Source organism: Caldimonas thermodepolymerans, from assembly GCF_015476235.1.
GTDB lineage: Bacteria > Pseudomonadota > Gammaproteobacteria > Burkholderiales > Burkholderiaceae_C > Caldimonas > Caldimonas thermodepolymerans.
On record NZ_CP064338.1, the window covers coordinates 3,784,593 to 3,801,260 of the forward strand.

Annotated in this window: 16 protein-coding genes; 9 read left to right on the top strand and 7 right to left on the bottom strand. The window is 66.4% G+C overall.

From position 1 onward, the window contains the following. The first annotated feature begins 3 nt into the window (after nt 1–3). Together IS481_RS17855 and IS481_RS17860 are read left to right on the top strand one after the other, a co-directional pair. Nucleotides 4–1,602, top strand: coding sequence for a ShlB/FhaC/HecB family hemolysin secretion/activation protein (locus tag IS481_RS17855; RefSeq protein WP_114699347.1), 1,599 nt, complete (start codon nt 4–6; stop codon nt 1,600–1,602). A gap of 35 nt (nt 1,603–1,637) precedes the next feature. Next, entirely contained in the window at nt 1,638–2,180 is a 543-nt protein-coding gene (locus IS481_RS17860; protein WP_170067494.1) for an invasion associated locus B family protein, read from the top strand. Nucleotides 2,181–2,386: 206 nt separating this feature from the next. Here IS481_RS17860 and IS481_RS17865 read toward each other — a convergent pair whose 3' ends face one another. From IS481_RS17865 to IS481_RS17875, 3 genes are read right to left on the bottom strand one after another with little or no spacing between them, the layout of a single operon-like run. After that, nucleotides 2,387–3,214, bottom strand: a complete 828-nt coding sequence (locus IS481_RS17865; protein WP_104359061.1) for an ABC transporter permease — start codon at nt 3,212–3,214, stop codon at nt 2,387–2,389. A gap of 24 nt (nt 3,215–3,238) precedes the next feature. Continuing rightward, nucleotides 3,239–4,051: an ABC transporter ATP-binding protein gene (locus IS481_RS17870; protein WP_104359060.1), complete on the bottom strand. Its 813-nt coding sequence runs from the start codon at nt 4,049–4,051 to the stop codon at nt 3,239–3,241. Nucleotides 4,052–4,085: 34 nt separating this feature from the next. After that, nucleotides 4,086–5,120 carry an ABC transporter substrate-binding protein gene (locus IS481_RS17875; protein ID WP_104359059.1) on the bottom strand — a complete coding sequence of 345 codons (1,035 nt, stop codon included), beginning with the start codon at nt 5,118–5,120 and terminating at the stop codon, nt 4,086–4,088. A 145-nt stretch (nt 5,121–5,265) separates the two neighbouring features. Here IS481_RS17875 and IS481_RS17880 point away from each other — a divergent pair, with 145 nt between their 5' ends. Then, entirely contained in the window at nt 5,266–6,012 is a 747-nt protein-coding gene (locus tag IS481_RS17880) for an SDR family oxidoreductase (protein WP_104359058.1), read from the top strand. Nucleotides 6,013–6,024: 12 nt separating this feature from the next. Beyond that, nucleotides 6,025–6,660: a MarC family protein gene (locus IS481_RS17885; protein ID WP_104359057.1), complete on the top strand. Its 636-nt coding sequence runs from the start codon at nt 6,025–6,027 to the stop codon at nt 6,658–6,660. A 14-nt stretch (nt 6,661–6,674) separates the two neighbouring features. Here the strand turns inward: IS481_RS17885 and IS481_RS17890 are convergent, their stop codons facing one another. Beyond that, nucleotides 6,675–7,052, bottom strand: coding sequence for a hypothetical protein (locus IS481_RS17890; protein WP_104359056.1), 378 nt, complete (start codon nt 7,050–7,052; stop codon nt 6,675–6,677). Between the two features lie 804 nt (nt 7,053–7,856). On the opposite strand from IS481_RS17890, the gene IS481_RS17895 reads away from it, so the two are divergent. The 5 genes from IS481_RS17895 (at nt 7,857) to IS481_RS17915 (ending at nt 13,422) form a co-directional block, all read left to right on the top strand. Then, a complete protein-coding gene (locus tag IS481_RS17895; protein ID WP_232529374.1) occupies nt 7,857–9,749 on the top strand; it encodes a fibronectin type III domain-containing protein in 1,893 nt (630 codons plus the stop codon). 59 nt (nt 9,750–9,808) lie between these two features. Further along, on the top strand, nt 9,809–10,291 hold the full coding sequence (locus IS481_RS17900; RefSeq protein WP_104359055.1) for a GFA family protein: 483 nt from the start codon (nt 9,809–9,811) through the stop codon (nt 10,289–10,291). Between the two features lie 148 nt (nt 10,292–10,439). Beyond that, nucleotides 10,440–11,234, top strand: coding sequence for an SDR family NAD(P)-dependent oxidoreductase (locus IS481_RS17905; protein WP_104359054.1), 795 nt, complete (start codon nt 10,440–10,442; stop codon nt 11,232–11,234). 4 nt (nt 11,235–11,238) lie between these two features. Next, nucleotides 11,239–11,676, top strand: coding sequence for a NirD/YgiW/YdeI family stress tolerance protein (locus tag IS481_RS17910; RefSeq protein ID WP_104359053.1), 438 nt, complete (start codon nt 11,239–11,241; stop codon nt 11,674–11,676). Nucleotides 11,677–11,736: 60 nt separating this feature from the next. Beyond that, nucleotides 11,737–13,422: a GMC family oxidoreductase gene (locus IS481_RS17915; RefSeq protein ID WP_104359052.1), complete on the top strand. Its 1,686-nt coding sequence runs from the start codon at nt 11,737–11,739 to the stop codon at nt 13,420–13,422. Nucleotides 13,423–14,342: 920 nt separating this feature from the next. On the opposite strand, the gene IS481_RS17920 is transcribed toward IS481_RS17915, so the two are convergent. The 3 genes from IS481_RS17920 to IS481_RS17930 form a co-directional block, all read right to left on the bottom strand. Beyond that, nucleotides 14,343–14,774: a hypothetical protein gene (locus tag IS481_RS17920; RefSeq protein ID WP_194963318.1), complete on the bottom strand. Its 432-nt coding sequence runs from the start codon at nt 14,772–14,774 to the stop codon at nt 14,343–14,345. Nucleotides 14,775–14,857: 83 nt separating this feature from the next. Then, the gene (locus IS481_RS17925; RefSeq protein ID WP_104359051.1) at nt 14,858–15,778 is read right to left on the bottom strand and encodes an AbiTii domain-containing protein; all 921 of its coding nucleotides are present in this window, start codon (nt 15,776–15,778) and stop codon (nt 14,858–14,860) included. 31 nt (nt 15,779–15,809) lie between these two features. Next, nucleotides 15,810–16,655 carry an ANT(3'')-Ia family aminoglycoside nucleotidyltransferase AadA6 gene (locus tag IS481_RS17930; protein WP_022675713.1) on the bottom strand — a complete coding sequence of 282 codons (846 nt, stop codon included), beginning with the start codon at nt 16,653–16,655 and terminating at the stop codon, nt 15,810–15,812. Nucleotides 16,656–16,668: the final 13 nt, after the last annotated feature.

The following is a 16,668-nucleotide window of genomic DNA, read 5'->3' on the forward strand; positions in this document are numbered from 1 at the left end:
AGGGTGGACGAGACGATTGCCGGCTCGACTGACGAGACCCCGCTTGGCGTCGATGTCGCCGGCATCGCGCTGATCGGCCCCGATGCGCAGGTACCGGCAAGACCGCAGCCCGGCGTGTCGCTGGAGGGCATTGCGGAGAGCTATCATGATGCGGTCCGCGCTGCCTTGGCGCCGCTGATCGGCCAGCCGCTCAGCCCGGCGCTGATCGCCCGCGCGCAAGGCGTTGTCGCCGGCGTCTGGCGGCAGGCAGGCTACCCCTTCATGTCGGTTACCGTGCCGCCGCAGGAGGTCACGTCCGGCGTGCTCACCCTGCGCGTGGTCGAGTTCGTCGCCGGCAATGTCTCGTCCGACCATGCCAGCCTGCCGCTGCATGTCCGGCAGCAACCGGGCGAAGCGATCTCGGCCGCGCAACTCTCCGAAGACCTTGCCTGGCTCAACCGCAATCCCTTCCGGCAGGTGGGCGCGGTCTTCGCCCCCGGCGATCAGCGCGGCGCCAGCGATATCGAGCTGACCGTCACGACGGACAAGCCGTTCGCGGTCTATGCCGGCTGGGACAATACCGGCAGCCCCGCCACCGGCCGCGACCGCTTCTATACCGGCGGCGGTGTCTGGATCCCCGCGCTCAACGACATGACGCTGTCCTGGCGCTATACGCGCTCGGACGAGTTGTGGGACGGCAATGTGTTCGGGCTCGATCCGGCAAAGCGCGGCTACCTCAGCCTTGCGGGCCGCATCGACCTGCCGACCCTGCCGAGACAAGCTCTGTCCATCGCACCGAACTTCGTCACCACCAACGAGTTCATTGCCGGCACGCCCTTCAGCTTCGAGAACACCACCTTCGAGCTGCCCATTCTCTACCGGACGGCCGTCTCCAACATGGTGCCCGGAACCTATTGGGGCGACCTTTACTTCGGCATCGAGCCCAAATGGCTCCGGCGCACGACGCGCTTTGCCGGGATCGATGTCGCCGAGGGCGAAGCCGGGCTGGTCAATCTCGTCCTCGGCTGGTCGCACCTGCTCACCGACCCTCATGGCCGCACCTCCATCGACTTGCGGCTCAAGGCCAATCCCGGCGGCGTGCTCGGCACCAACACGGCCGCCGACTGGGCCGCCTTTACCGGTGGACGGGTCAGCGACCACACTTATGTCCATGCCGGCTTCGACATCGCCCGCTGGACGCGGCTCCCGAACGACTTCGCCTGGTCGAGCACCCTGACCGGCCAGATCGCCGGACAGGCACTGCCGGACACCGAGCGGCTGAGCCTTGGCGGGCATTATGCCGTGCGGGGGGTCGAGCACAATGACGTATCGGCCGATGCGGGCGTCGTCTGGCGCAACGAACTGCGCCTGCCCGCCATGCGGCCGCTGGCAGGCGCCGGTCTTGCCGACACGCTCTCGCCCTTCGCCTTCCTCGATCTCGGCTGGGGCAAGGACAACGCATCGGGAACGAGCAATAGCCTTGCTGGTGCCGGGCTCGGCTTCGACTATGCCATCGGCACAAACTTCAATGCCGGCGCCACCGCCGCAGTCGCGCTCACCGATGCGGGAACGACGCGCGCGGGCGACTGGTCCGTCACCACCAATATCCGCTTCACCTATTAAACCCAGCCATGGCAAGGCCGCCCAAAGACCCACACATGCCCCGCTCCCTCGCCCGCATCAAAGCCGTGCTGATCCTGCTCGCAGCTGCCACCGCGATGCTGCTGCCGTCCCTCCCCGCCGCCGCGCAGGACAACACGCCCACCCCGCAGGCCACTACAGCCACCTATCGCGACTGGACGGTGCGCTGCGATCATCTGCCGCAGACCCCGCCGCGCAGGGTCTGCGAGGTCGTACAGGCCGTTCGCGCCAATGACGGTCAGGCATTTCTCGCCCAGGTCGTCATCGGGAAGCCCGCGCCCGACCAGCCGACAAAGCTCATCGTCCAGCTTCCGGCTGGCGTCTGGCTTCCCGCCAACGTCACCCTGACCGCACCTTCGGGCGAAAGCGCCACTGCCACCTTCACCCGCTGCATGCAGCTCTGCGTCGCCGACGCCGATATCGCTCAACCTCTCGTCGACGCTCTCAAGGCCGCAACCGAACCGGCAAGGCTCACCTTCCAGGACGGAAACCGCAGACCCATCGAACTCCCAATATCCCTCAACGGGTTTACGGCAGCAATGAACGCAGCAGCAGAGTAGCCAGTTACAGCCGAACCGTTCGCCATCACGGTGCGCTCAAACCAGCACCGTGATCGATTTATGCTGGAAGCGCCATCTGGCACAAGAATCGTGCGCGGACAAGAAAGGGCAAGACCCGAAAGGCCTCCTGCGCCAGCGGAGCCGCCTCAAATCTCTATGGTCAGCATGTGTCTGGCTCGGTCAAAACCTGCCGGGGTCCGGGGGGTTCAGAGCTTCTCGGTCTCGCCCGAGCGCGGCTGCCACTTCATCAGGCGCCGCTCGACCCAGCCGACCACCTCGTCGAGCACCAGCGCGAAGATGGTCAGCACCAGGATGCCGGCCATCACCGTGTTGATGTCGAAGCTGCCTTCGGCCTGCAGGATCAGGTAGCCCACGCCGCTGGACGAGCCCAGGTACTCGCCCACCACCGCGCCGACGAAGGCCAGGCCCACCGAGGTGTGCAGCGAGCTGAACACCCAGCTCGTCGCGCTGGGCAGGTAGACGTGGCGCAGCAGCTGCTTCTGCGTCGCGCCCAGCATGCGCGCGTTGGCCAGCACCACGGGGCTGACTTCCTTGACGCCCTGGTAGACGTTGAAGAACACGATGAAGAACACCAGGGTGATGCCCAGTGCCACCTTGCTGGCCACGCCCAGGCCGAACCACACCGCGAAGATCGGCGCGAGGATCACGCGCGGCATCGAGTTCAGCGCCTTGATGTAGGGATCGAGGATGGCCGCGGCCATCGGGCTCAAGGCCAGCCACAGGCCCATCGCCAGGCCCATGACGGTGCCGATGCCGAAGGCCAGCAGCGTCTCCAGCAGCGTGATCCACAGGTGGCCGTAGATGTCGGCCGCAACGAAGAACCAGTTCCAGATGCGTTCGAACACCTTCAGCGGCTCGCCGAAGAAGAACGCGGCCTGGTCGTCGTTGTCGAACAGGAACGGGGGAATCAGGCCCGGCTTGGTCATCACGTGCCAGAACACGAAGACCGCGACGAGCAGGCCCACCTGCCAGACGCGCAGGTTACGGGCATTGGGTTGGATATGACGCCACATGATGGATGAGCGAACAGGAGGGGATCACGCCGCCAGCTGCTGCTGGTAGCCCTTGAGCACTTCCTCGCGCAGCACGCCCCAGATGGCCTGGTGCAGCTCGACGAAGCGCGGCGTCACGCGCACCTCGGCCACGTCGCGCGGGCGCGGCAGGTCGATCGTGAACTCGCCGATCGGGTGCGAGCCCGGACCGGCGCTCATCACCACCACGCGGTCGCTCATCGCGATGGCTTCGTCCAGGTCGTGCGTGATGAACAGCACGGCCTTGCGTTTCTCGGCCCACAGGGCCAGGACCTCGTTCTCCATCAGCTGCCGGGTCTGGATGTCCAGCGCGGAGAACGGCTCGTCCATCAGGATGATGTCCGGGTCCAGCACCAGCGTCTGCGCGAGGCTGGTGCGCTTGCGCATGCCGCCGGAGAGCTGGTGGGGGTAGCGGTCGCCGAACGCGCCCAGGCCCACGCGGCGCAGCCAGTCCTCGGCCTGCGCGCGCGCCTCGGCGGGCGGCACGCCGCGGAACTCCAGCCCCGCCATCACGTTCTGCAGCGCGGTGCGCCAGGGCATCAGCGACTCGGCCTGGAACATGTAGCCGGCGCGGATGTTGATGCCCTGCAGCGGCTCGCCGAACACGTGCACGCTGCCGCTGCTGGGCGACAGCAGCCCGGCAGCCACGTTGAGCAGCGTGCTCTTGCCACAGCCCGTGGGGCCGACCACCGAGACGAACTCCCCGGGCGCGACGTGGAGGGTCACGTCGCGCACCGCGGTGTAGCGCTGGCTCCTGTCGTCCCGGCTGATGAAGGTGCAGGTGACGTCCTGCAAGGACAAGGCGTGAGGTGCAGTCATCCTACGATTGTCGCACCACGGCACCCGGCGCCGTTCATCCCCGCGGGTACTTGGCGTTGGCCTTCCTGACGAACTCGTTGGTGTAGACGGCGTTCAGGTCGACCTTCGCGTTGTTGAGCGCCGGATCGACGCTGGCGAGCGCGCGCAGCGCCGTGGCCGCGCCCTTCTCGGGGATGGTGCCGTCCGGCGACAGCGCCCCCTTGCTCTTCAGGAAGGCGTCGATGTAGACCGCGCGGTCGCCGAGCAGGAAGCCCTCGGGCACCACCTTGATGATGTCGCCCGGGCCGGCCGCCTGGATCCACTTGTTGGCCCGCACGATGGCGTTGGTCAGTGCCTGCACGGTGTTCGGGTTGCGGTCGATGAAGGCCTGCGGCGCGTACAGGCAGGCCGCGGGCATCGGGCCGCCGAACACCTTGTCGGCCTCGGCGACGATGCGGGTGTCGGTCACGATGCGGATGTCGCCGGCGCGCTCCAGGATGGTGATCACCGGGTCGAGGTGCGACAGCGCGTCGATCTGGCCCTGGCGGATCGCCGCGATCGCCGCGTTGGTCGCGCCCACGCCGATGAAGCTGACGTCGCTGGGCTTCAGGCCCGCCTGCGCGAGCACGAAGTTGGCCATCACGTTGGTCGACGAGCCCGGCGCGGTGACGCCGATCTTCTTGCCCTTGAGGTCGGCCACCGACTTGAAGTTGGGCATCGTGCGGTTGTTGACCGCCAGCACCACCTGCGGCGCGCGGCCCTGCAGCACGAAGGCACGCATGCGCTGGCCCTTGGTCTGCATGTTGACGGTGTGCTCGAAGGCGCCGGACACCACGTCCGCGCTGCCCCCCACCACCGCGCGCAGCGCCTGCGAGCCGCCGGCGAAGTCGACGATCTGCGCGTCCAGCCCCTCGGCCTTGAAGTAGCCGAGCATCTCGGCCACCGTCAGCGGCAGGTAGTACAGCAGGTTCTTGCCCCCCACGGCGATCGTGACCTTGGGCTTTTCGAGCGACTGCGCACGCACCAGCGACGGCGCGGCCACCGCGGTGGCCGCCGCCGCAGAGCTGAGGAGGAAATGTCGGCGTTGCATGGAGTGGGCTCCTGAATTCTGAACATCCAAGGGAACGCACTCTACCGCCACACCCGCGCGCGGCGCGCCCGGACTTGCCCTAGCGCTGCGCGCCGTCAAGGCCGGCGCTTCCCGCGGCGCGCAGAATGCGCACACAATCGGCGCCATGACACCCATCACCCTCATCACCGGGGCCAGCCGCGGCATCGGCGCGGCCACCGCCCGCCTGTGCGCGCAGCACGGGCACCGCGTCGTCATCAACTACGCGCGCGACGCGCAGGCCGCCGAAGAGGTGGCGCGCCAGGTGCGCGCCGCCGGCGGCGAGGCGCTCACGGTGCAGGCCGACGTCTCGCAGGAAGCCGACGTGCTGCGCCTGTTCGACGCCATCGACCGCCACTGGGGGCGCCTGACCGGGCTGGTCAACAATGCCGGGGTGGTCGACGTCGCCGCGCGCGTCGAGGACTACTCGATGGCGCGCCTGCAGCGCATGTTCGCGATCAATGTGTTCGGCTCGTTCCTGTGCGCGCGCGAGGCGGTGCGGCGCATGAGCACGCGCCACGGCGGCGCGGGCGGGGCGATCGTCAACGTCTCCTCGGTCGCCGCGCGCGGCGGCGGCGCCAACCAGTACGTGGACTACGCGGCCAGCAAGGGCGCGATCGACACCTTCACCATCGGGCTGTCCAAGGAAGTGGCCGCCGAGGGCATCCGCGTCAACGCGGTGCGCCCGGGCATCACCGACACCGAGATCCACGCCTCGGGCGGCCAGCCCGACCGGGCCTGGAACCTGGCTTCGCAGATCCCGATGCAGCGCCCCGGCCACCCGGAGGAAATCGCGCAGGCGATTTGCTGGCTGCTCTCCGATGCGGCGAGCTACACCACCGGCGCGCTGCTGGACGTCGGCGGCGGGCGCTGACGCGAAGGCGCCATGGACCTGCTCAAGCCGCTGATCGCCCTGCTGGCCATCGTCAACCCGATCGGGGTGGTGCCCTTCTTCATCCACTTCACGCAGGGCTTCACGCCCGCGCAGCGGCGCAACACCATCCGCGTGGCGTCCTTCACCGCCTTCATGGTGGTCTCGGTCAGCGCGCTGGCGGGCCTGAAGATCATCCAGTTCTTCGGGATCTCGATCGCCTCGTTCCAGGTCGGCGGCGGCATGCTGCTGCTGATCAGCTCGCTGCAGATGCTGCAGGCCCAGCCGGCCGAGACGCGCAAGGAGGACGTGGCCGAGGGCGCCACACGCGCCGACGCGGGCGCCAGCATCGCGGTGGTGCCGCTGACCATCCCGCTGCTGACCGGCCCGGCAACCATCTCGACCATGGTGATCTACGCCCAGCAGACCAGCCACTGGTGGGAGCTGGGCGTGCTGGTCGGCTACGGGGTGGTGATCGGCGCGGCGGCCTTCCTCGCGCTGTCGGCGGCCGGGCGGATCGCACGGCTGCTGGGGCAGACCGGCATCAACATCATGACCCGGCTGATGGGCCTGATCCTGGCCGCGCTGGCGGTGGAGATCATGGCCGACGGGCTGGTCCAGCTGTTCCCGGTGCTGGCCGGCACGAGCTGAAAAGCCGCTGCGCCTCAGCGGGCCTTGCGGCGGCCGGCGGCGCGCTGCCAAGGCGGCGGGGCGTCGCAGCGGTGCCTGATGCGCAGGATCGCATCCGCGGCCAGCCGCGCGGCCTGCGCCGCCTCGCGCTGCGGCGAGCAGCACAGCCCGGCGCGACGGTAGTGCAGGTTCTCGTACAGCTCGCGCGCGGCCGGAAAATCGTCCAGCAACTCGTACAGGGCACGGTCGGCCCGCACGGCCGCCAGTGCTTCGGTCAGGCACTGCACGATGAACAGGTACTGCTCGGCGTCCGCCCCGTCGACGCCGCACTCCAGCCGCTCGAGGCGGCGCGCCAGCATGTAGACCACCGCCAGGCGGGCGGGGACGTCGGGGATGCCGTAGAGAGGGTCCATGGCGGGGACGGGCAGGGAGTGGGGGGCGATGTCGATTGTGGGCAAGGACGCGCGCCCCGAACGCCGGAACAGACCCGCTTTCGCCGACCTTGTAACCGCGCCGCGGGCATGCCGCTTGCCTCATGCCCCGTTGTCGTGGCGCCGCCGACGCGCAGGCGCCGGGACGGCGGCGGGCCCGGCAAGTTGTCAGAACCGACAGGTGCCCGGCCCAGGCGCTTTGCCGAGAATCGCACACAGGCACCTTTCAGGGAGAAAAAGCAGCCGGTTTCCTGCCGGATGCCGGGCGTGGTCGCATACGACACCTGCGTCATGGGCTTTCCATGACGCAGGTGGCGGCTCGCCGAGCGTTGCTCCAAGGGGTTCCCCCGCCCCGACCCGCCTCCACGTCCTCCGCTGCCCCAGCCCCTGCTTACGGGCCTCGCAACTTCTCACGCTTTGCGTGCCTGAACGGCCCGCACGCAGCGTTCATTTGCGCTTCTTGCTTTGCGTTACAGGCACACCCCCGGGGTGTCCCCGATGCTGCCGGTATCTTGCCGGCACCGCGGCCCGCCTGGCGGCCGCCGGCATCGAATCGGAAAGAACACAATGAAGTTGCGTCGTTGGGAATGGCAGGGCGCGGCCCTGGCCGCGATGTTGAGTCTGGCCGCTTGCGGCGGCGGTGGCGGAGGCGGCGACGAGCTCGCCCCGGCACCGCTGCCCGAGCAGCCCACGGGCCCGGCCCGGCCGCCGGCCCCCAGCCCGTATCCCAGTCCGTCTCCTGCCCCGTCCCCTGCCCCTGCACCTGCCCCGGCCGGGCCCGATACCGTGGCGCCCTCCACGCCCGCCAACCTCGAGGCGCGCGCGACCGCGTCCAGCCAGGTCGCGCTGTCCTGGACCGCGAGCACCGACAACGTCGGCGTGACCGGCTACCGCGTCGAGCGCTGCCAGGGCGCCGGCTGCAGCAGCTACACCCAGGTGGCCACGCCCACGGGCACCAGCTACAGCGACACCGGGCTGCTGCCCGGCACGAGCTACGGCTACCGGGTGCGCGCCCGCGATGCGGCGGGCAACCTGAGCGCCCCGGCCACGGCCAGCGCCACGACGCCGGCCTCCAGCAGCGGCGGCGCGAACGCGACCGTCGCCGGCACGGTCAGCACGCCCTACCCGACGCTGCACCACATCACGATCGACTGGCCGGTCACCGGCGATGCCAACCAGAACGGCGTGGTCACGGTGCGCTACCGCAAGCAGGGCGACGGCACCTGGCGCCAGGGCCTGCCGCTGCGCCGCGTGCCCACCGGCAGCAACGCCGGGTTCTCGTGGGCCAACCGGCACTCGGGCAGCCTGTTCGACCTGCAGCCGGGCACCACCTACGAGATCGAGCTGACGCTGACCGACCCGGACGGCGGCTCGACCACCCGCACCGTCACCGCGACCACGCGCAGCGTGCCCGCGCCGGCCGCCTCGGCCACCGTCAAGCAGGTCACGCCGGCCACCTTCGCCAGCGCCCTCAACAACGCCCAGCCGGGCGACATCCTGCAGCTGGCCGCGGGCACCTACAACGCCTTCACCGTGCCCAGGAGCGGCACGGCCGGCAAGCCCATCGTGATCCGCGGCACCAGCGGCGCGGTGGTCAACGGCAACATCGACCTGTTCAGCCAGCACCACGTGCACCTGGAGGGGCTGACGGTCAACGGCCGCATCCGCTTCAACAGCAGCAACCACGTCGCGATCATCCGCTGCACGATCAACGCGCAGGGCGACGGCATCGTCTCCTTCCTGCGCTCGGAGAACGCCTACATCGCCGACAACGTCGTCACCGGCCGCACCACCTGGGCCGAGAGCTCGCTGGGCGTCAACGGCAACAACGTCGGCGAAGGCATCCTGGTCACCGGCCCCGGCCACGTGATCATGAACAACCGCGTGCGCGGCTTCCGCGACGGCATCTCCTTCCTGGAGCAAGGCGAGGCGGTGGACCAGTACAGCATCGACGTGCTGAACAACGACATCAGCAACGCCGCCGACGACGGCATCGAGGCCGACTACTGCTTCCACAACTGCCGCATCCTGCGCAACCGCATCACCAACGCGTTCGTCGGCATCTCGTCGCAGCCAAGCCTGGGCGGGCCGACCTACCACGTGCGCAACGTCATCTACAACGCCGTGCTGGGCGCCTTCAAGCTCAACAACACCAGCACCGGCGACGTGCTGCTGCACAACACGGTGGTCAAGAGCGGGGACGGCTTCGGCGTCTACGCCGGCGTGCCGGTGCGGCACCTGTACACGCGCAACAACCTGTTCATCGGCGGCCCGGGCGGCAACTACGGCGGCTACAGCACCGGCAGCGGCCTGGTCGCCTCGCTCGACACGCTGGACACCGCCACCGCCTCGCTGGACCACGACGGCTACGGCTCGACCACCGGCCGCTTCGAGGCGCGCATCGGCAGCGCCCGCATCAGCAGCCTGGCCCAGATGCGCAGCAGCACCACCGAGAAGAACGCCGTGCAGGTGGGCATGGACGTGTTCGCCGCCAGCGTCGCGTTCCCGTCCTCGCCGATGACCGCCTACCCCGCGCCGGACCTGCGCATCAAGGCCGGCTCGGCCGCGGCGGACGCCGGCGCCGTGCTGCCCAACATCAACGACGGCTACGGCGGCAGCGCCCCCGACCTGGGCGCCTACGAGGCCGGCAGCGCGCTGCCGGTGTACGGCCCCCGCTGACAACCGGGGCTTGCGCTTCGCGCTGCAATGGGGGCTGCGCCACCGTCGCGAGGCCCCTCATGCTGCTCGAAGGTTCCTGTCACTGCCAGGCGGTGCGGTTCAGCGTCGAATCGCACCAGCCCTGTCCCTTCATGCGCTGCTACTGCTCCATCTGCCGCAAGACGGCGGGGGGCGGCGGCTACGCGATCAACCTGGGTGCGGACTACCGCACGCTGAAGGTCACCGGCCGGCGCCACCTGGGCGTCTACCAGGCGCGGATCGACGACGCCCGCGGCCGCCGCACCAGCACCGGCCAGCGCCACTTCTGCAAGCGCTGCGGCAGCGCGCTGTGGCTGTACGACCCGACCTGGCCCGAGCTGGTCCATCCGCACGCGAGCGCCATCGACACCCCGTTGCCCGCACCGCCCCAGGCCGTGCACGCGATGCTCGGCTCGCGGGCCGGCTGGGTGGAGGTGGCGGCCCGTCCGGGCGACGACTGCTTCGAGGACTGGCCGGACGTCTCGCTCGCCGCCTGGCACGAGCGGCACGGGCTGCGCCTGTGAGCGCAGTTTTTGCCGCCCCTGCGCAAGACTTGCACCCGCCGGTGCACAGGCCAGGGCGCACCGCAAGCGGCAGCGCTGCATGGCGCACCGGCATGGAATACGCTTGCGAGCACCAGACGCTCATTCATCACAGGAGGACGACAGACCCATGAAGATCGACCTCAAAGGCAGGACTGCCATCGTGACCGGCGCCACCCGCGGCATCGGCCACGCGATCGCCCGCGGGCTGCTCGATGCCGGCGCCTCGGTCGTCATCAACGCGCGCTCGCGCGACGAGGTGCACGCCGCCGTCGACACGCTGCGCCGCGGCGCGCTCAACGTCGAGGTGCGCGGCGTGGCCGCCGACCTGGGCACGCCCGACGGCTGCGCGGCACTGGTCAAGGCCATCCCGGAGGCCGACATCCTGGTCAACAACGCCGGCATCTTCGAGCAGCGCGACTTCTTCGCCATCGAGGACGAGGACTGGCAGCGCATGTTCGACGTCAACGTGATGTCCGGCGTGCGGCTGGCCCGCCACTACCTGCGCGGCATGTTGCAGCGCAACTGGGGCCGGGTGGTGTTCATCTCGTCCGAGTCGGCGCTGAACATCCCGGCCGAGATGGTCCACTACGGCTTCAGCAAGGCCGCCCAGCTGGCGGTCTCGCGCGGGCTGGCCAAGCTGACGCGCGGCACGCAGGTGACGGTCAACGCGGTGCTGCCCGGCCCGACCCGCACCGAGGGCGTGGAGCGCATGCTCGAGGCCATGGCGCGCGAGCGCGGCACCAGTGTCGACGAGCAGGCCGCCGCCTTCGTGCGCGAGCACCGGCCCAGCTCCATCATCCAGCGCTTCGCCTCGCCGCAGGAAATCGCCCACATGGTGATCTACGCCTGCTCGCCGCAAGCCTCCGCCACCAACGGGGCGGCCCTGCGCGTCGAAGGGGGAATCGTCGACACGATAGGCTAGGCCCATGCACGCCCTGCCCACCCTTGCCCGGCTGGCGGTCCCGGTGATCTTCGGCGCCGCCACGCTGCTGGCACGCGCCCAGGGCCCGGCGCTGGTCGACACGCCGCCGCCCCCGCCGCAGACCAGCGTGGCGGAAATCCGCACCGCCCCCACGCCCGGCCGCGAGATCCGCCTGCGCGGCCAGCTGGTGCGCGACCTGGGCGACGGCCTGCATTTGTTCTCCGACCCCTCGGGGACCATCCCGGTGAACGTCAACCACACCGTGCTGACGGTGGACCGCGAGGTGCGCGGCCCGCTGCCCGTGGAGGTGGTCGGCGAGCTGGACGGCCCGGCGGACGCGCCGCCCACGGTGCGCGCGCGCAGCCTGACGGTGGTGGCTCCCCCTGATGCGGCACAGCCCCCGGCTGTGCGAGACTTGCCCGCGGGAGGCAATTCACCATAAGGCCCGTGTGGCGATCGCCCCGCCCCAGCCGCTGCCGGCGCACGGGCCCAGGAGTGCACCGTGGCCCGGACGACCCCGCCTGAGTCCCCGACCTTCGACTACGTGATCGTCGGCGCCGGCACCGCCGGCTGCCTGCTCGCCAACCGCCTCAGCCGCGACCCGGCCGTGCGCGTGCTGCTGCTGGAGGCCGGCCGGCGCGACGACTACCACTGGATCCACATCCCGGTCGGCTACCTCTACTGCATCGGCAACCCGCGCACCGACTGGCTCTACCACACCGAGGCCGACCCTGGCCTCAACGGCCGCACCCTGCGCTACCCGCGCGGCAAGGTGCTGGGCGGCTGCTCCAGCATCAACGGGATGATCTACATGCGCGGCCAGCGGCGCGACTACGACCACTGGGCCGCGCTGACCGGCGACGACGCCTGGCGCTGGGACCAGTGCCTGCCCTACTTCAAGCGGCACGAGAACCACTGGCGCCTCGACCCCGAGCGCCGCGACCAGGCCGGCGAGGCCTTCGCCGCGCTGCATGGCCACGGCGGCGAATGGCGCGTCGAGAAGCAGCGCCTGCACTGGGACATCCTCGACGCCTTCGCCCAGGCCGCCCAGCAGGCCGGCATCCCTGCCACCGACGACTTCAACGGCGGCAACAACGAGGGCGTCGGCTACTTCGAGGTCAACCAGCGCGCCGGCTGGCGCTGGAACGCCGCCAAGGCCTTCCTGCGCCCGGTGTGCATGACCCGGCCCAACTTCCGGCTCTGGACCGACGCGCACGTCACCCGCCTGCTGTTCGAGCGCGACGGCGACGGCATGCTGCGCACCACCGGCTGCGAGGTGCGCACGCCCTCCGGCGTGCAGCAGGTCCGCGCGGCGCGCGAGGTGATCCTGGCCGCCGGCGCGATCGGCTCGCCACAGATCCTGCAGCTGTCGGGCATCGGACCGGCGGCGCTGCTGCACGAGCACGGCATCGAGGTCGTGCACGATTTGCCCGGCGTCGGCGAGAACCTGCAGGACCACCTGCAGATCCGCGCGGTGTATTCGGTGGAAGGCGTGAAGACGCTCAACACGCTGACGCGCCGCTGGTGGGGCAAGGCCATGATCGGGCTGGAATACGCGCTGCGCCGCACCGGGCCGATGAGCATGGCCCCCTCGCAGCTGGGCGCCTTCACCCGCTCCTCACCCGCGCACGAGTGGCCCAACGTCGAGTACCACGTGCAGCCGCTGTCGCTGGAGGCCTTCGGCGAGCCGCTGCACCCGTTCAACGCCTTCACGGCGAGCGTCTGCAACCTCAACCCGACCAGCCGCGGCCACGTGCACATCCGCTCCCCGCGCCCCGAGGACGCCCCGCGCATCCTGCCCAACTACCTCTCCACGCCCGAGGACCGCAAGGTGGCCGCCGACTCGCTGCGGCTGACGCGCCGCATCGTCGCCCAGCCCGCGCTGCAGAAATACCGCCCGCAGGAAGTCAAGCCCGGCGTGCAGTACCAGACCGACGAGGAACTGGCCCGGCTGGCCGGCGACATCGCGACGACCATCTTCCACCCCGTGGGTACCTGCAAGATGGGCCGCCCCGACGACCCCACCGCCGTCGTCGACCCGCGCCTGCGCGTGCGCGGCGTGCGCGGCCTGCGCGTGATCGACGCCAGCGTGATGCCGACCATCACCAGCGGGAACACCAATTCGCCGACGCTGATGATTGCGGAGAGGGGGGCGGAGTGGATACTAAACAATAATCCACTAGAGTGAAAGAGTCGCAACAACGACCCGCCACCCAGCATACGATTCCATAGATCGCCATGAGAAATTTTACAGCGCTCTTCCTGACCACACTGGCTACCAACGGCTTCTTTTGCGAGAAGCGATAAGTGCTCCGCCCTTGCAAAACTCGCAGCCACAATATATGAGAACAGACAGTCCATCAACGAATATCAGATGCTTCGCGGAATGGAGCACAAGTCCGCAGCTGTAGACTTCGCATTTATTAGGCCATTCTCTGGAATCGCTTATGGCGTAAACAAATCGCCCCCTCCAGATTTCAAGCAGCGACCGAGAAATTCTGCAGACGCCTTGAAGCCGCCCTACCCTCTTAACAAGCTCATACCGCAGCAATCGGAATCCATCATGTGATTCGCCGGTTAGTCAGGCGAACATGATCAATGTGTTTCGTCAAACCGGGGACACTGCCACCTCACTACGGCGACATTTCGAAAAGACCGACAGCAAGAACGATTATGGCGACCGTCTCGCAGCCGACTTCTTGCTCTTGTTATCAGAACTGCGGTTTTCGGAGGCCTTCAACAACTTACCAGACTCCTACTTCGTCGGCCCTGCAAAACGCCCTGAAGCCGCATGGACACTGAGTTGGTGAGGTGATGTTGCGGGGTTGGAACTCCCGAAGATGAATCGGCTCGATGCGAATTTCTGGGAGTTTGGAGACGGATTTCGATGAGCACGCCGGACTTTTTCCGCGCCCGACTGGACCAGATGATCGACCTGCGCCACCCGCTGGCTCCATGTCGTTTCGTGTGGAAAGCAACACTGTCACTGGGGCATCGCCGGCGCGAATGGGCTGGCCGGCAGGTGGGCTCTATGCCGTTTTGTGAGGCCTAACGCCCTGAATTCAGCCGACGCCGTAGGCGGTCGGCTGCGATAAATAGTTAGAATCCTTATTTTGCTTCTTCTTGTTTTACATCGGCCGTTGCTGGTAATTCGTTCTTGGTTTCTATTGTTTTTGCCGGAGCAATAATTCCGGGACATTTTTTAGATATCGCTGCCTGCTGAATTGCATCATATTCTCCTTTAAGTCGGGCGTATTCCGCCTCTTGTTGCTTTGTTCCGCCAAGTGCAAAAAGTGCTGGCCAAAATAAAATCATGCCAACGCCAGCAATTGCTTTATCGTTAGAGGCAGCTTCGTCTAAGCGTGCACCAAGTTGGGTTACGCGTGCTTGAACTCTTTGTGACTCACTAATCAACTGTTCGCAATCGTATGATTGGTACTGTAAAGGAGAAACAGAAACTGCTGCAATATCTTTTGATGCTGTAGAGCAGCCAGCAAGAACCATGGTCATGGCGAGTGTCGAGGCGATAAATTTTTTCATGATAAGTTACAGGGTTGAAAAAACCTAACGCTTGAATTAAGCCGCGCCGCGAAGCGGCGTCGGCTTGAATGAATTGTTAGACGTCATTTGAGGCCGTAGTACTTCAGGAGCGCTTCTTTGATAACGTCTGTAGCAACGGCCAATCCGACCTTCCAAGTGCCAGACCCTGCTTTCTTTAGGTTCTTAAGAAGCCACGCTTTAACTTTGGGTCCCATCGGCTCGGCAGGGCTTTCTGGTTTTTCCGTTGATGCCAGTTCCGCAAGTTCTTGCGCGTCAGCTGCGGAAATTCCTGCTTGCGTAAGGTACTGCGAAAGGGACTCTTTGTTGCCCGTGTCAATTGAAATCGTGACGGTCGCGCCGCTCTGTGCAGACACGGCGGTGTAGTTGCCATAGATGATCTGTTGCGCGATCTGCGTAGTGACGCCGGATGCATTTCCAGAAAGAACAGTGGATTCGCCTAGCGAAACCTCTGCAGCTCCAGGCACCGATTTCTCGATCTCGAGAGTCAGTTCTAGAACTCGATTGAGAACGGCATGCCGAATTGCAGCCAGTGAGCCACGCGAGATAGTTCCAGTTACCGCATTGCACGCATAGTCCGGATAGATCTTTCCCTGCAGCAGGAGAATCAGATTGGCTGCCTCTATGGTGAATGTGCCAGATTTCTTTGAGCTAGCTAGCAGTTCGTCAACAGCGGCAATGCTCTCCCGCATTTCATAGTGCGTCCAACTTTTCCCTGCAAATTTCTCAATTAGGTAGGGAGAAATCGGAGCATTGTTAATGCCGGAGCCGAACGGCCCAGAGAACGTGCCCTTGTAGCTAACGCCCAGGACTCTATAGTCAGGAACTTCTACTCCGCTCGGGTAGCCTTCCGATTCGTGTTTTACCCAATCTGCCAGCGGCTGGCTACCGAGGCGAGCAGCCAACATTCTGAGCTTTAGCAGAATTGGAGCGATATCAGATTGGTCGTGCAGTACTGCGCTCTGTATATCTAGCAGCAAGCCCATGACTGTCCCCAAATGACGTCTAACGCCTGAATTAAGCCGCGCCGCGAAGCGGCGTCGGCTTGAATGAATTGTTAGACATCACTGGCATGGCACTAAGCAATTTAGTGGCTTCATGTTTCACGAAGTGAACGAACGCCGCCAACTGATCCGCGCGTGAGGCCAAGCAATCTTCTCCTTGTCCAAGATAAGCCTGCCGGGCTTCAAGCAGTACGGGCTTATGTTGATCTGGCAGACGCTCCATTGCCCAGTTGGCAACGATATCCTTCGGTGCGATCTTGCCGGTTGCTGCGCTGTACCAAATGCGAGACAAGGTAAGCACTACATTCCGCTCATCGCCTTCCCAATCCGGCTGCGAATTCCATAGTTTCAGAGTGTCGCTCAATGCCTTGAATAGATCGCCTTCCGGAACTGGGTTAAAGAAATCCTCTGCGGCCGAACCTGCCAATGCAAGGCTATGCTGCCTTACTTTAGTTAGCAGAATAGCCAGATCAACATCGGTTGTGGCGGGCTCGAAGATGCCCGCAAGAATGTCCTTACGCTGCCACTCCCCGAATTGCAGTTCCCGTCTGGCCGGATAACGCCAAGGGACAACATCACCATGCACGACGATGGTAACTTCCAAGGCGCGGAGAGCCTCACTTTGGCCAGGGGAGGCAGAAATTTCCAAGAGATCTACGACCAGGGCTTGTCGGACAGTCTCATCGAGCCGTGCAGCCACAGTAACCAGCAAATCAATATCACTGTATGGCTTCAGGCCACCGTCCAGTGCAGAGCCGTACAAATGCACGGCCAGCAACGTTGATTCCAGATGACGCTCGATGGCGTTGAGAGCCAGTGATAGCTGTACCGAAATCTCGGCGGGTACTGCGTTACTCATGATGTCTAACGTG